The sequence below is a fragment of the Stenotrophomonas sp. 01N47 genome (genome assembly GCF_056399165.1).
The window spans coordinates 456,362-470,681 of the sequence record NZ_JBFTQU010000005.1 but is presented as its reverse complement, the minus strand read 5'-3'; the positions used below and the strand labels follow the sequence as shown (position 1 = coordinate 470,681).

At 65.9% G+C, this 14,320-nt stretch carries 16 protein-coding genes; 14 read left to right on the top strand and 2 right to left on the bottom strand.

Annotation, left to right across the window (positions count from 1 at the left end; genetic code table 11):
- Positions 1–10: 10 nt before the first annotated feature.
- On the top strand, positions 11–625 hold the full coding sequence (locus tag AC1DKR_RS11945) for a YqaA family protein (RefSeq protein ID WP_100464718.1): 615 nt from the start codon (positions 11–13) through the stop codon (positions 623–625).
- Positions 622–1,407, top strand: coding sequence for a peptidoglycan DD-metalloendopeptidase family protein (locus AC1DKR_RS11940; protein WP_032976511.1), 786 nt, complete (start codon positions 622–624; stop codon positions 1,405–1,407). Before AC1DKR_RS11945 ends, AC1DKR_RS11940 begins: the two co-directional genes overlap by 4 nt.
- 364 nt (positions 1,408–1,771) lie before the next feature.
- Here the strand turns inward: AC1DKR_RS11940 and AC1DKR_RS11935 are convergent, their stop codons facing one another.
- Together AC1DKR_RS11935 and yhbY are read right to left on the bottom strand one after the other, a co-directional pair.
- Positions 1,772–2,146 (bottom strand): Mth938-like domain-containing protein, encoded by a 375-nt coding sequence (locus tag AC1DKR_RS11935; RefSeq protein ID WP_032976512.1) that lies wholly within the window; start codon positions 2,144–2,146, stop codon positions 1,772–1,774.
- A gap of 12 nt (positions 2,147–2,158) precedes the next feature.
- Positions 2,159–2,464, bottom strand: a complete 306-nt coding sequence (gene yhbY / locus AC1DKR_RS11930; RefSeq protein WP_025878910.1) for a ribosome assembly RNA-binding protein YhbY — start codon at positions 2,462–2,464, stop codon at positions 2,159–2,161.
- Between the two features lie 64 nt (positions 2,465–2,528).
- Here yhbY and rlmE point away from each other — a divergent pair, with 64 nt between their 5' ends.
- The 12 genes from rlmE (at position 2,529) to recX (ending at position 14,294) form a co-directional block, all read left to right on the top strand.
- The gene (rlmE, locus tag AC1DKR_RS11925) at positions 2,529–3,161 is read left to right on the top strand and encodes a 23S rRNA (uridine(2552)-2'-O)-methyltransferase RlmE (RefSeq protein ID WP_100464728.1); all 633 of its coding nucleotides are present in this window, start codon (positions 2,529–2,531) and stop codon (positions 3,159–3,161) included.
- Positions 3,162–3,227: 66 nt separating this feature from the next.
- On the top strand, positions 3,228–5,165 hold the full coding sequence (ftsH, locus tag AC1DKR_RS11920; RefSeq protein WP_162292006.1) for an ATP-dependent zinc metalloprotease FtsH: 1,938 nt from the start codon (positions 3,228–3,230) through the stop codon (positions 5,163–5,165).
- A 97-nt stretch (positions 5,166–5,262) separates the two neighbouring features.
- Positions 5,263–5,448, top strand: a complete 186-nt coding sequence (locus AC1DKR_RS11915; RefSeq protein WP_100464731.1) for a hypothetical protein — start codon at positions 5,263–5,265, stop codon at positions 5,446–5,448.
- 302 nt (positions 5,449–5,750) lie between these two features.
- Entirely contained in the window at positions 5,751–6,647 is an 897-nt protein-coding gene (gene folP / locus AC1DKR_RS11910) for a dihydropteroate synthase (RefSeq protein ID WP_478033006.1), read from the top strand.
- Entirely contained in the window at positions 6,647–7,600 is a 954-nt protein-coding gene (miaA, locus tag AC1DKR_RS11905) for a tRNA (adenosine(37)-N6)-dimethylallyltransferase MiaA (protein ID WP_478033001.1), read from the top strand. Before folP ends, miaA begins: the two co-directional genes overlap by 1 nt.
- Positions 7,601–7,695: 95 nt before the next feature.
- Positions 7,696–7,971: an RNA chaperone Hfq gene (hfq, locus tag AC1DKR_RS11900; RefSeq protein ID WP_025878916.1), complete on the top strand. Its 276-nt coding sequence runs from the start codon at positions 7,696–7,698 to the stop codon at positions 7,969–7,971.
- A 14-nt stretch (positions 7,972–7,985) separates the two neighbouring features.
- Positions 7,986–9,296, top strand: coding sequence for a ribosome rescue GTPase HflX (gene hflX / locus AC1DKR_RS11895; protein WP_478032996.1), 1,311 nt, complete (start codon positions 7,986–7,988; stop codon positions 9,294–9,296).
- Between the two features lie 96 nt (positions 9,297–9,392).
- Positions 9,393–9,887 carry a CinA family protein gene (locus AC1DKR_RS11890; protein WP_025878918.1) on the top strand — a complete coding sequence of 165 codons (495 nt, stop codon included), beginning with the start codon at positions 9,393–9,395 and terminating at the stop codon, positions 9,885–9,887.
- Between the two features lie 35 nt (positions 9,888–9,922).
- Positions 9,923–11,605, top strand: a complete 1,683-nt coding sequence (ubiB, locus tag AC1DKR_RS11885) for a 2-polyprenylphenol 6-hydroxylase (RefSeq protein WP_313250762.1) — start codon at positions 9,923–9,925, stop codon at positions 11,603–11,605.
- 212 nt (positions 11,606–11,817) lie between these two features.
- Entirely contained in the window at positions 11,818–12,453 is a 636-nt protein-coding gene (lexA, locus tag AC1DKR_RS11880; protein ID WP_025878920.1) for a transcriptional repressor LexA, read from the top strand.
- 201 nt (positions 12,454–12,654) lie between these two features.
- Positions 12,655–13,692: a recombinase RecA gene (recA, locus tag AC1DKR_RS11875; protein ID WP_025878921.1), complete on the top strand. Its 1,038-nt coding sequence runs from the start codon at positions 12,655–12,657 to the stop codon at positions 13,690–13,692.
- A 110-nt stretch (positions 13,693–13,802) separates the two neighbouring features.
- Positions 13,803–14,294 carry a recombination regulator RecX gene (gene recX / locus AC1DKR_RS11870; RefSeq protein ID WP_312108103.1) on the top strand — a complete coding sequence of 164 codons (492 nt, stop codon included), beginning with the start codon at positions 13,803–13,805 and terminating at the stop codon, positions 14,292–14,294.
- Positions 14,295–14,320: the final 26 nt, after the last annotated feature.

Below are 14,320 nucleotides of genomic sequence, written 5' to 3'. Positions count from 1 at the left end.
GCAGGGTTGCATGAAGATTTTCGGGCCGCTGTACGAGCGGGCGATGAAGTGGGCTGCGCATGAGCGCGCGCCGACCTATTTGATGGTGCTGAGCTTTTTCGAAGCCATCATCTTCCCGGTGATGCCGGAAGTGATGCTGGCGCCGATGTGCGTGGCCCAGCCCAAGCGCGGCTGGTGGTTCGCCACCCTCAGCCTGGCTGGCTCGATGGTTGGCGCGGTGATCGGTTACGCGCTGGGCCACTACGCGTTCGAAGCGGTCAAGCCGATGTTCGAGGCGCTGGGCATGCTGCCGGCGATCGAGCAGGGCATCGCTACCGTGCAGGCCAAGATGGTGGAATCGCCCTGGGCGGTGTTCACTTTCCTGGTGCTGGGTGGTTTCATGCCGATTCCGATGAAGGTCTTCACGTGGGCATCGGGTATCGTCGGCGTGCCGATGCCGCAGTACCTGTTGAGCATGTTGATCGGTCGTGGCAAGCGCGTGTTCGTGCTGGCTGCGGTCATCCGTATCGGTGGTGCGCGCGCCGAAGCAGCGCTGCGCCGATGGATTGAACCGCTGGGCTGGATCGCCACCGCGTTGGTGGTGGTGCTGATCGCCTGGCTTGTATGGAGGTCGAAGTTCGCATGAGTGCAGATCGTCTGAGCAAGGGAGTGCGCATCGGCGCGCTGGCGTTGCTGGTATCCACCCTGGCCGCCTGTGGCACCGCCACCGTGGTCCGGCCCAGTGGCGGCGGCAGCAGTGGCGTCAGCACGCCGAAGACGTCGGTGCCCAAGCCGGGGCAGACGGTGGTCGTGCGCAAGGGCGACACCATCTATGCGCTGGCCCGCATCCACGACATCACGCCGGCCGACCTGATCGCCTGGAACAACCTGGACAACCCGTCGACCATTTACCCGGGGCAGGTGATCCGCCTGTATCCGGCCGGTTCCGGTGGCGGCCGTGCGCCGACCACCGTGGTCACCGCGCCGCGTCCGGCTGGCAGCACGTCTGGCGGCAGTACCGCGCCGACGCCGGGTCCGGCTGGTCCGGTCAAGAGCAACATCGCCTGGCGCTGGCCGGCCGATGGCGCAGTCGTGGGCCGCTACGTGGCCGGCGATGCGACCAAGCAGGGCGTGGACATCGCCGGCACCAGCGGCGCGCCGGTGAAGGCCACGGCCAATGGCGTGGTGGTGTATTCCGGCGCCGGCCTGGTCGGCTATGGCGAGCTGATCATCATCAAGCACAGTGACCAGTGGCTGTCGGCCTACGGCCACAACCGCAAGCGCCTGGTCAATGAAGGGCAGAGCGTGAAGGCCGGCGAGCAGATCGCCGAGATGGGCCGTACCGGCGCCAACCGGGACATGCTGCACTTCGAGATCCGCTACAACGGCAAGCCGGTCGACCCGCAGCAGTATCTGCCGGCGAAGTAACCGGCCGCTCTTTTTACGGGCGGATCCCCGGCCCGGCGCAGCGCGCCGGGCGTTCGCCAAGGGCGCGTCCCATGGGCCGCAAGCGCCCTCGGCTCACCCGCTACAACGGCAAGCCGGTCGACCCGCAGCAGTATCTGCCGGCGAAGTAACCGGCCGCTCTTTTTCCGGGCGGATCCCCGGCCCGGCGCAGCGCGCCGGGCGTTCGCCGAGGGCGCGTCCCATGGGCCGCAAGCGCCCTCGGCTCACCCGCTACAACGGCAAGCCGGTCGACCCGCAGCAGTATCTGCCGGCGAAGTGACCGGACATTCGCCCGCCTTGCGGGCGGATCACGGGAGCGCCGGGCCATGCCCGGCGGCCTGGGGCCTCAGCCTTCCAGGATGAAAGCGGCCGCTACCTTGCGGCCTTCGCCGGCAAGGATGTTGAAGGTGCGCGCGGCAGCCGGATTGTTCATCACTTCCAGGCCGATACCACGCGACAGGCAGGCGGCCATGACAACCGCCGGCGGAAACGCCTGGCGCTCGCCGGTGCCGAGCAGTATCAACGCCGGCTTCAGTGCCAGGATCGGCTCCAGGTCCGCCACCTGCAGCGCCGCGACGTCGGTCACCGGCCACTGCTCGACCAGCTGGTCCGGGGTCAGGAAGAAGCTGTTGCCCAGAACGCGATCATTCACCCGTGCCGAGCGACCGTCAGCGGCGCGCAGGCTGTAGGCGTAGTCGGGCAGTTCGTGGTTCAGCTGCATGGCAGGGTCCGATCAGCCGCGCGGCAGCACGATCTGGCGGTGTTCCTTGCTCGGGCGATACAGCACGGCCACATGGCCGATACGCTGTACCAGCGCACTGTCGGTGGCCTGCACGATCTCGCCGATCATCACGTCGCGGGCGTCACGGTCTTCGGCGGCAACTTTCACCTTGACCAGTTCGTGGCGTTCCAGCACTTCGTTCAGCTCGGTCAGGAAGGCCGGAGTGACGCCCTTGCCGCCGGTCTGCAGCAGGGCCTTCAGGTCGTGGGCTTGGCCGCGCAGGAAACGGGTCTGGGAAGGGGTCAAGGCAGTGGGCATGCAGAAAACACGGTTGAATGGGACGATCAGGGTATCATGGCGACCCCATCAGCCCCTATTTCCAATGGCTACCCGCAGCAAAAGCAGCCAGCGCTGGCTCAAGGAACATTTCTCCGATCCCTTCGTGAAGAAGGCCCAGGCCGAAGGCATGCGCTCCCGTGCTGCCTACAAGCTTGAAGAACTGCTTGAACGTGACCGGTTGCTGAAGCCGCACATGGTGGTGGTCGACCTCGGTGCGGCCCCGGGCGGCTGGTCTCAGCAGGTTCGGAGACAGATCGGCGATACCGGTCGCGTGCTGGCCCTGGACATCCTGGACATGCCGCCGCTGGCCGGTGTGGAGTTCCTTCATGGTGACTTCAGGGAAGAAACCGTCCTATCGGAGTTTGAAGCCATGCTCGGGGATCAGCCGGTAGACCTTGTGCTGTCGGACATGGCCCCCAATAAGAGTGGTGTGGGCGCGGTCGACCAGCCGCGGATGATGCACCTGGCGGAGCTGGCTCTGGATTTTGCCGACAACCACCTCAAGACCGGTGGGGCATTCCTGATCAAGCTGTTCCAGGGCGAAGGCTTTGACGACTACGTGCGCGACATGCGCCGCCGGTACGACAAGGTCTCCATCCGCAAGCCGGAAGCCTCGCGCAAACGCTCTCCCGAGGTGTATGCCTTGGGTCAGGGAAAACGCGCCCACATGAAGTAAGCTCGACCCCGTAAGTTCGACCCCAACGCAACGCCAGCACTAAGAGGAACACCGGAGCCAATGAGGATGAACGACTTGACCAAGAACCTCCTGCTATGGGTGGTCGTCGCCGTCGTGCTGATGGTGGTCTTCCAGAGCTTCTCGCCCAAGACCTCGGGGGCCGGGGCGCAGGGCGCTTCGTACTCGCAGTTCCTGGACCAGGTGGACACCGGCAACGTGCAGAAAGTCGCCTTCGGCGGCGATACGCGCGGCGGCACCAGCCAGATCACCTACACCACCCGTGGTGGACAGTCGTCCACCATCACCGCGCCGTTCGATCGCGACCTGATCAACGTGCTGCGCACCAAGAATGTCGAGATCGTGCAGGAAGAGCCGTCCAGCGGCATCTCCCTTGGCGCGATCCTGATGAATTTCCTGCCGGTCATCCTGATCATCGGCTTCTGGTTGTTCATCATGCGGCAGATGCAGGGCGGTGGCGGCGGTGCCAAGGGCGCGATGTCCTTCGGCAAGTCGCGCGCCAAGCTGCAGGGCGAAGACCAGATCAAGGTCACCTTCGCCGACGTTGCCGGCTGCGACGAAGCCAAGGAAGAGGTCGGCGAACTGGTCGACTTCCTGCGTGACCCGTCCAAGTTCACCAAGCTCGGCGGCAAGATCCCGCGCGGCGTGCTGATGGTCGGCCCTCCGGGTACCGGCAAGACGCTGCTGGCCAAGGCCATCGCCGGTGAAGCCAAGGTGCCGTTCTTCTCGATCTCCGGTTCGGACTTCGTGGAAATGTTCGTCGGCGTCGGTGCCAGCCGTGTGCGCGACATGTTCGAGCAGGCCAAGAAGCACGCGCCGTGCATCATCTTCATCGATGAAATCGACGCCGTCGGCCGTCACCGTGGTGCCGGCCTGGGCGGCGGTCATGACGAGCGCGAGCAGACCCTGAACCAGCTGCTGGTCGAGATGGATGGTTTCGAAGGCGGCGAAGGCGTGATCGTGATCGCAGCGACCAACCGTCCGGACGTGCTGGACCCGGCGCTGCTGCGTCCGGGCCGCTTCGACCGCCAGGTGGTGGTCGGTCTGCCGGACGTGAAGGGCCGCGAGCACATCCTCAAGGTGCACATGCGCAAGCTGCCGCTGGCCGATGACGTCGTGCCGATGGTGATCGCGCGTGGTACCCCGGGCTTCTCCGGTGCCGACCTGGCCAACCTCTGCAACGAGGCCGCCCTGTTCGCCGCCCGTGGCAACGAGAAGGAGGTCCGCATGGACCACTTCGATCGTGCCCGCGACAAGATCCTGATGGGTGCCGAGCGCCGTTCGATGGCCATGAGCGAGGAGGAGAAGACCCTCACCGCCTACCACGAAGCTGGTCACGCCATTGTCGGTCGCCTGGTGCCCGAGCACGATCCGGTCTACAAGGTCACGATCATTCCGCGCGGCCGTGCGCTGGGTGTGACCATGTACCTGCCGGAAGGCGACAAGTACTCGATCAACCGCGTGGCGATCAACTCGCAGTTGTGCTCGCTGTATGGCGGTCGTGTCGCCGAAGAACTGATCTTCGGGCCGGACAAGGTCACCACCGGTGCGTCCAACGACATCGAGCGTGCCACCAAGATGGCCCGCAACATGGTCACCAAGTGGGGCCTGTCGGAGACCCTGGGACCGATCGCCTACGGTGAAGAGGACGATGAAGTGTTCCTCGGCCGTTCGGTCACCCAGCACAAGAGCGTGTCCAACGACACGGCGCGCCGCATCGATGAGGAAGTGCGCAGCATCCTGGACAAGGCCTATGCCCGGACCACCGAGCTGCTGACCGCCAACGTCGACAAGCTGCATGCGATGACCCAACTGCTGCTGCAGTACGAGACCATCGACGCGCCGCAGATCGACGCCATCATGGAAGGCCGCGATCCGCCGCCGCCGATGGGGTGGACCAAGTCGAGCAAGGACGATGGCGGCAATGACAAGGGTGGCGACGCCCGTCCGCTGCCGCCGATCGCCGGTCCGGCCGAATCGATCTGACGGCCTGCCGTACGCAATGCAAGACGAGGCCGGGGCAACCCGGCCTTGTTGTTTCCGGGCCCCGGCCCATCCGTCCCGACCGTCTGCTGGAGTCCGCATGTCCGCCCCCAAGCCTGAACCGATTTCCCACACTGCCGAGATGGTGATCGCCACCGTGGTCGGCGTCGCTGTTGGCCTGACCGTGGACAATCTGCTGCTGGGCTGTGGCGTGGGTATCGCAGTGGGCATCCTGCTGAGCATCATCAAGACGCTGTACGTGGACCGGAAGCGTCGGCGCAAGTAGGGTTCTGCGGCCGGGCTGCGCCCGGCACCCACGGTAGTGCCGGCCGCTGGCCGGCAACCTCAACAGCAACAGCAACAGCCGGCATTCCGTGGGATGGCGGGGCGGTGTCGGATTGCGGGGACGCCGTGAACCCATCCTTGGGGGCTTGGCAGCCGCATTCATGCGGCTGACACCCCGCAATCCGACACCGCCCCGCCATCCCACGGAAACCCGCTGTTGCTGTGGCTTGCGCCCTGGCCTCTGCGGGTGCAGGGCGCAGCCCTGCCGCCGTAAACTAACCTTCGTTGCCTGCAGGATTGACCATGTTCGACATCTCGCCCCAGCTCGATTGCGCCGGCCGCATCCTGCGCCTGGACCGTGCCCGGGTCATGGGTATCGTCAACGTCACCCCGGATTCGTTCTCCGATGGTGGTGCCCATGACACCAGCGAGGCGGCGGTCGCGCATGGCCTGAAGCTGGTGGAGGAGGGCGCCGACCTGCTCGACATCGGCGGCGAATCGACCCGTCCGGGCGCGGCACCGGTGTCGATCGACGAAGAACTGCGTCGTGTCGTGCCAGTCATCGAGCAGCTGGCAGCGCGCACGGCGGTCCCGATCAGCATCGATACCTTCAAGCCGGAGGTGATGCGTGCCGCGGTTGCTGCAGGCGCCGGGATGATCAACGACATCTTCGGCCTGCGCCAGGACGGTGCGCTGCAGGCGGCGGCGGACGCAGGCGTGCCGGTGGTGCTGATGCACATGCAGGGCGAGCCGGGTCACATGCAGGCCGACCCGCAGTACGACGACGTGGTCGGCGAGGTCCATGGCTTCCTGGTGCAGCGGCTGTTCGCTGCGGAGATGGCCGGCATCGCGAAGAAGAATCTGGTGATCGACCTCGGCTTCGGCTTCGGCAAGACCACGGCCCACAACATGACGCTGCTGGCCCGTTCGGAGCGTTTCCTTGAACTGGGCGTGCCGATGCTGGCCGGGCTGTCGCGCAAGCGCAGCCTGGGCGAGCTGACCGGTCGCCAGTCGCCGGCAGAGCGTGTTGCTGCGTCGGTGGCCGCGCATCTGATCGCCGTGCAGCGCGGCGCCCGTATCGTGCGCGTGCACGATGTGGCAGCGACGGTCGATGCGTTGAAGGTCTGGCTGGCGGTCGAGGCGGTACCCGCCGTGCGGGTGGATGCCAAGCCCACCCTCCGCTGGCCGGACGAAGACTGATGGCAGTGGATCAGCGGCCGCTGGCGATCGCCGTGATGGGGCCGACCGCCAGCGGCAAGACCGCCACCGCGATCGCGCTGGCGCAACAACTGGAAGGTGAAATCGTCAGTGTCGATTCGGCGCTGATCTATCGCGGACTGGATATCGGTTCGGCCAAGCCGGATGCTGCCGAACGCGCGCAGGCGCCGCACCACCTGTTGGACCTGCGCGATCCCTGGCAGACCTATTCGGCCGCCGAGTTCGCCGCCGACGCCGGCCGCGTGGTGGCCGACATCGTCGCCCGGGGCAAGACGCCGATCCTGGCCGGCGGCACGGGCCTGTACTTCCGTGCACTGCTGCAGGGGCTGTCGCCGATGCCGGAAGCAGACCCGGCGGTGCGCGACGCGTTGAGCGCCGAGGCCGCCGAGCGTGGCTGGGCGGCCCTGCACGCTGAACTTGCCACCGTCGACCCCGCCGCCGCAGCACGTATCCATGCCACCGACCCGCAACGCATCCAGCGGGCGCTGGAGGTCTACCGGCTGACCGGCACGCCGATCAGTGAATGGCAGCGCCGCCCCGGCGTCGCCCCGTTGCCGGTGCGCACATTGAAGCTGATTCTGGCGCCGCGCGACCGCGCCGTCCTGCACCAGCGCATCGAGGCCCGCTTCGACGCCATGCTCGCCCACGGCTTTCTCGACGAAGTACGCGCGCTGCGTGCGTTGCCGGACATGCAGGCGGTCGCCACGCCGCTGGACCTCCCGGCCGTCCGCGCGGTCGGGTATCGCCAGGCCTGGGAGTACCTGGACGGCGAGGGGGACGAGGCCCGCTTCCGTGACAAGTCCATTTTCGCCACCCGGCAACTGGCCAAGCGCCAGCTGACCTGGCTGCGCGGCGAGCTTGATGCACGCTGGTTCGACCCCCATATGGATGGGGAGCGCCTGGCAGCCGCGGTGTCGACCTTCGTTGCACGCTGAACCGACGCTGGCCGTGTACCATCATGGGCCGGCAAGCGGCTCGGGGGCCGCGGCAACCGCCGGCTACCAATAAGAACAATAATCAGGAGTGTGCAATGTCCAAGGGGCAATCGCTGCAGGATCCTTTCTTGAATGCACTGCGGCGCGAACGCGTGCCGGTTTCGGTGTACTTGGTCAACGGCATCAAGCTGCAGGGCACGATCGAATCGTTCGATCAGTTCGTGGTCCTGCTGCGCAACACCGTCAGCCAGATGGTCTACAAGCACGCCATTTCCACCGTGGTGCCGGCGCGCAACGTCAAGGTCGGCCCGGGTGGTGGGTACGTGCAATCAGGTGAGGATGGTCAGGCGGGTGATGAAGCAGACGAATGATGTTGGAGCGGTGAATGTTTGACCGCTCGAAGAAGGGCGAACACGCCCTGTTGATCCAGCCGCATTTCGGCAAGCTGGAAGACGATGTGCTGGAAGAATTCGGTGATCTGGCCCGCTCGGCTGGGGCCAGCATCGCGATGACCATCACCGCGCGCCTGGATCGCCCGAACCCATCGACCCTGCTCGGCAGCGGCAAGCTGGATGAGATCAAGGCCGCCGCCGAAGCAACCGGCGCAGATCTGATCCTGGTCAACCACGCGTTGAGCCCGGGCCAGGAACGCAATCTGGAACGTTTCCTGGAGCGTCGGGTGATCGACCGTACCGGTCTGATCCTGGACATCTTTGCCCAGCGTGCGCGCAGCCATGAAGGCAAGCTGCAGGTCGAGCTGGCCCAGCTGCGCCATATGGCGACACGGCTGGTGCGCGGCTGGACCCATCTGGAGCGCCAGCGTGGTGGTTCGATCGGTCTGCGCGGCCCGGGTGAAACCCAGCTGGAAACCGATCGTCGCCTGCTGCAGAAGCGGGTTGAACAGCTGCAGAAGCGGCTGGAAAAAGTCGAAGTGCAGCGCACCCAGATGCGCCGTGCGCGTGTGCGCAGCGAATTGCCGCGCGTGGCCCTGGTGGGCTACACCAATGCCGGCAAATCGACCTTGTTCAATGCGATGACCGGCGCCGAGGCCTATGCGGCTGACCAGCTGTTCGCGACCCTGGATCCGACCGTGCGCCGCATAGCCGTGCCTGGTGGCAACGTCGTGCTGGCCGATACGGTTGGGTTCGTACGCGACCTGCCGCATGACCTGGTGGCGGCCTTCCGTTCGACCCTGTCTGAAGCGCGGGAAGCGGATTTCCTGCTGCACCTTGTCGATGCCGCCGATCCGCACCGCGAGGAGCGCATCGCCCAGGTCGACGAAGTGCTGACCGCCGTCGGTGCCGGCGACCTGCCGCAGCTGCTGGTGTTCAACAAGATCGACCGCATCGAGGGTGCCGACGTGCGCCACGATGGCCAGGACGGCGTGCCGGACGAATCGCGGCGTGAGCGGGTGTGGATCTCCGCCCGCGACGGGCAGGGCATCGAGCTGTTGCAAGCCGTGCTCGGCAAGCGGTTGGGTCTGCAGCACGTCACCGGCGAGCTGCGCCTGCCACCCAGTGCCGGCCGCCTGCGCGCGCGCCTGCACCAGCTGGAAGTGGTCCGCAGTGAACAGGCCGATGAAGAAGGCTGGCTGTTGCAGGTCGATCTTCCCATTGCCGAGGCCGAGAAGCTGGCGGCCAGCGCCGATGGCGAGCCGATCCGGGCCCTGCTGCCGGAAAAGCTGCCCGAATGGTGAGGGAGTGCCGGCCGTTGGCCGGCATGTCCTGCGGCCGCGACACCACCCTGCCATCTGCGGTACAACGTGCAGGTTCTTCACTTTTCAGCTACCCCGATGGCCTTCCCGACCGACGCCGAACTCAATGCCCAGGCCGCTGCGCTGGGCCAGCGCCTGCAGCAGGCTTCGCTGCAACTGGTGACTGCTGAAAGCTGCAGCGGTGGCTGGATCGCCAAGTGCATGACCGACATCGCCGGTTCCTCGGCGTTCTTCGACTGCGGCATGGTGGTTTACAGCTACGAAGCCAAGCAGCGCCTGCTCGGCGTGCGCGCGCAGACGCTGGAACAGTTCGGTGCGGTCAGCCGCGAAGCCGTGCTGGAAATGGTGTCCGGGGCGCTGGTCAATTCCGGTGCCGGCATCGCGGTGGCGGTGACCGGTATCGCAGGTCCGGGCGGTGGCAGCCCGGACAAGCCGGTCGGCAGTGTCTGGATCGGCTGGAAGCGTCGCGGCGGTTATGCCCGTGCCGAGCTGTTCCAGTTCGATGGTGACCGTGAAGCCATCCGTCGGCAAACCGTAGCGGCGGCATTGCACGGTATCGACGCCCAGCTGTGACATGCTGCTCCGGCAATCAACCGGAGTAGGCAACGATGTGGGAGACGCTGGGCACCGTCCGTGACCTTGGGCGGCTGCAGGAAATCGCCGCCGTCCTGATCCGCTATGGCTTCGGCGACGTCGTGCGGCGCATCGGCCTGGCCACGGTACTGGAACGTGCCGGCCGCCTGCTGCACTGGAACGAGGAGCGGCAGGAAATGCTGCGGATGACCGCGCCGGTGCGCGTGCGCAGCGCCCTGCAGGATCTCGGGCCGACGTTCGTGAAGCTGGGCCAGGTGCTCGCCACCCGCGTCGACCTGCTGCCACCGGACTGGATCGCCGAACTCTCCGAGTTGCAGAACGCGGTCCCCGCATTGCCCTACGAGAAGATCCGCGAACAGCTGGAGGCCGACCTCGGTGCGTCTCCGTCGCAGGTGTTCGCCTTCCTTGATGAAACCCCGATGGCCGCTGCTTCATTGGCCCAGGCCCACCGTGCGCGACTGCGCGATGGCCGGGAAGTGGTGCTGAAGGTGCGTCGCCCCGGTATCCGTGACGTCGTTGAAGCCGATCTGCGATTGCTGGCACGGCTGGCCGAGATCGTTGAGGCGCGCCTGCCCGATCTGCGCCGCTACCGGCCCGCCGAGGTGGTGCAGCAGTTCACCGTGTCGCTGCGACGCGAGCTGGATTTCGCCGCTGAGTGCCGCAACGCCGAGCGCATCGCGCGCAACTTTGAGGGGCGTGACGACATCCTGATTCCGGCGGTCCACTGGCAATGGACCTGCGAAAGCCTGAACGTGCAGGACTTCGTTGATGGAATTGCTGGACGTGATCTGGCCGGTGTCGATGCGGCTGGTCTCGACCGCCGTGAACTGGCCCGGCGCGGCGCCGACATCGTATTGAAGATGGTGCTGGAGGACGGCAGCTTCCACGCCGATCCGCACCCGGGCAACATCATCTACCTGCGCGACGGCCGCATCGGCGTGATCGATTTCGGCATGGTCGGGGCCTTGTCGGAGGTACGCCGCTTCCAGGTCGCACAGCTGCTGCATGGCCTGGTGGAACAGGACCCGCAGGGCGTGGCCGACGTGCTGCTGGACTGGGCGGGCGGCGTGGAGGTGGACGAGAACCGGTTGCAGCATGACATCAGCCTGTTCGTCGACCAGTACCGTGGCGTGCCGCTGAAGGACCTGCGTATCGGCCTGATGCTGGGCGACATCACCCAGTTGCTGCGCAGCTACAACCTGACCCTGCCGGCGGATCTGGCACTGATGATCAAGGCCTTCCTGACCCTGGAGGGCATGGGCCGCCAGCTCGACCCGGACTTCGACATGGCCAGCGCCGCACGCCCGTTCCTGGAGCGGGTGGTGCTGCAGCGCTATGCGCCGCGGGCGCTGTTCAAGCGTGGCCGACGCAGCTTGCTCGGCATGATCGACTTTGCCGGTGAACTGCCGCGGGACCTGCGCAAGCTGGTCCAGGCGGCGCGCCGTGGCCGCCTGCAGCTCAAGGTGGAGACCAGCGCGCTGCAGGGCTTCGGCGACCAGGTCAATCGTGCGGCGAACCGCTTGGTGATGGGGATCGTCACCGCAGCCTTGATCATCGGCTCCTCGATCGTGATGCACAGCGTAGGGGGCGTCTCCAGCCGCTGGCTGCTGGCGCTGGGCGTGTGCGGTTTCATCGGCGCAGGGTTCTGCGGGGTGTGGATCCTGTTCTCGATCTGGCGCAGCGGCAAGCACACGTAGTGTGCTTGCCGCTGCGGTTCCCACCGGGAATCGCGGAATCGCGCAGCGATTCCTGCAGAGCCGACCGCTGGCCGGCTGCTTTTGCGTTTGCCGCCCGGCTATTCGCCCGATAACCGAGCATGGCCCTGCACTACAGGTCGGTTTCGGCCCGCATTGCGCCTTGACGCACCCGGCACTTGCAGCGCTGGGTATTAGTAGTAATACTACTAACCATGGACCTGACCGACACCCAGCAGGCGATCCTGCAGTTGATCGCCGAGCGTATCGAGAGCGAAGGCGCACCTCCTTCGCAGACTGAAATCGCGCGTGCCTTCGGCTTCAAGGGCGTACGCGCAGCGCAGTATCACCTGGAGGCGCTGGAGCAGGCCGGGGCGATCCGTCGCGTGCCGGGCCAGGCCCGCGGCATCCGTCTGGTGCAGGCACCGCCGGTGGAGAAGCTTGCCGAGCCGGGTCTGCCCGACAGCGTCCTGCGTCTGCCGATCCTGGGTCGGGTTGCTGCGGGTCTGCCGATCGGCGCCGACATCGGCTCGGATGATTTCGTGGTGCTGGACCGCGTGTTCTTCTCGCCGGCACCGGATTACCTGCTGAAGGTGCAGGGCGATTCGATGATCGACGAAGGCATCTTCGATGGCGACCTGATCGGTGTGCACCGCACGCGCGATGCCCATTCCGGGCAGATCGTGGTGGCCCGCATCGATGACGAGATCACCGTCAAGCTGCTGAAGATCGCCAAGGATCGCATCCGCCTGCTGCCGCGCAATCCCGATTACAAGCCGATTGACGTGCTTCCGGACCAGGATTTCTCGATCGAGGGCCTGTACTGCGGGCTGCTACGACCGAACCGTTGACGATTCACCCTGCATTTCCCGCGGTCTTTTGTGGCGATTCTCTGGTTCTGCTGAGGTTGGTACGGATGTCCGATAATTTTTTTCCGAACGCCGGGCAGAATCTCAGCCTGTGCGATACGCCAGCCTTAAAGTGAACCCATGGCCAAGAAGACTTCCAAAGACAGCACCTCCAACGACGTGACCTCTGCAAGGACCAATCCGATGGACGAGAACAAGAAGCGCGCCCTCGCTGCAGCTCTGGGCCAGATCGAAAAGCAGTTCGGCAAGGGCTCGGTGATGCGCATGGGCGACCGCGTGGTCGAGCCCGTCGAGGCGATCCCGACCGGTTCTCTGATGCTGGATATCGCATTGGGCATTGGTGGCCTGCCCAAGGGCCGCGTGGTGGAGATCTACGGTCCGGAATCCTCCGGCAAGACCACGTTGACCCTGCAGGCCATCGCCGAGTGCCAGAAGCTGGGTGGTACCGCCGCCTTCATCGATGCCGAGCACGCGCTGGACCCGATCTACGCAGGCAAGCTGGGCGTCAATGTTGACGATCTGCTGCTGTCGCAGCCGGATACCGGTGAGCAGGCGCTTGAAATCGCCGACATGCTGGTGCGTTCCGGTTCGGTGGACATCCTGGTGGTCGACTCGGTCGCCGCGTTGACCCCCAAGGCTGAAATCGAAGGCGAGATGGGCGACCAGTTGCCGGGTCTGCAGGCGCGTCTGATGAGCCAGGCGCTGCGCAAGCTGACCGGCAACATCAAGCGCTCGAACACCCTGGTGGTGTTCATCAACCAGCTGCGCATGAAGATCGGCGTGATGATGCCGGGCCAGAGCCCGGAAGTGACCACCGGCGGCAACGCGCTGAAGTTCTATGCCTCGGTGCGCCTGGACATCCGCCGTATCGGCGCGATCAAGAAGGGCGACGAGATCATCGGCAACCAGACCAAGATCAAGGTCGTCAAGAACAAGCTGGCGCCCCCGTTCAAGCAGGTCATCACCGAGATCCTGTACGGCGAAGGCATCAGCCGCGAAGGCGAGCTGATCGATATGGGTGTCGAAGCCAAGCTGGTCGAGAAGGCCGGTGCCTGGTACAGCTACGGTGAAGAGCGCATCGGCCAGGGCAAGGACAACGCCCGTGGCTATCTGCGCGACAACCCGCAGGTTGCCGCCAAGCTTGAGGCTGAGCTGCGCGAGAAGTTCCAGCCGACCGAAGCCGTCCGTGAGGAAGGCGAAGACGAAGGCGACGACGAGTAAAGGCTTGCTGTGGGGCAGGGCGGCGCCGTCAGTGACGTCGCCCTGTCCTGCAGATTCGGTTTCCCCGACGGGGGACGCGCCAGGGACGGCGCATTTGATTGAAGGCGAGAATGAACGATTCCGACGCCCCGGGACCCGGCCGCAAGCGCCGCGTACGCGAACAGACGCCTGTCCAGCGCGCCCTGGGCCTGCTGGTCCGTCGTGAGCACTCGCGCAAGGAGCTGACCCGCAAGCTGACGTCCCGGGGCATCGAGGACGAAGCCGCGAAGGCGGCGGTCGACAAGCTGACCGAGGCCGGTTGGCAGGACGACACCCGGTTTGCCGAGAATCTGGTGCGCATGCGCGCCAATACGGGCTATGGCCCCATCCATGTACGTGCCGAGCTGGGAACCCACGGGCTGGACAGCGAGCAGATCACTGCCGCGATGGATACCTTCGAAGGCGACTGGACGGAGAACGCCCGGGATCTGGTCCGTCGCCGCTTCGGTGAGGCCGGTCCGCAGGACCTCGTGCAGCGCCGCAAGGCTGCCGATCTGCTGGCCCGCCGGGGCTTCGATGGCGACAGCATCCGCCGCGCGACCCGCTACGATCCGGACGACTGAGACTGATGGCGCCGGGCCTGATACCC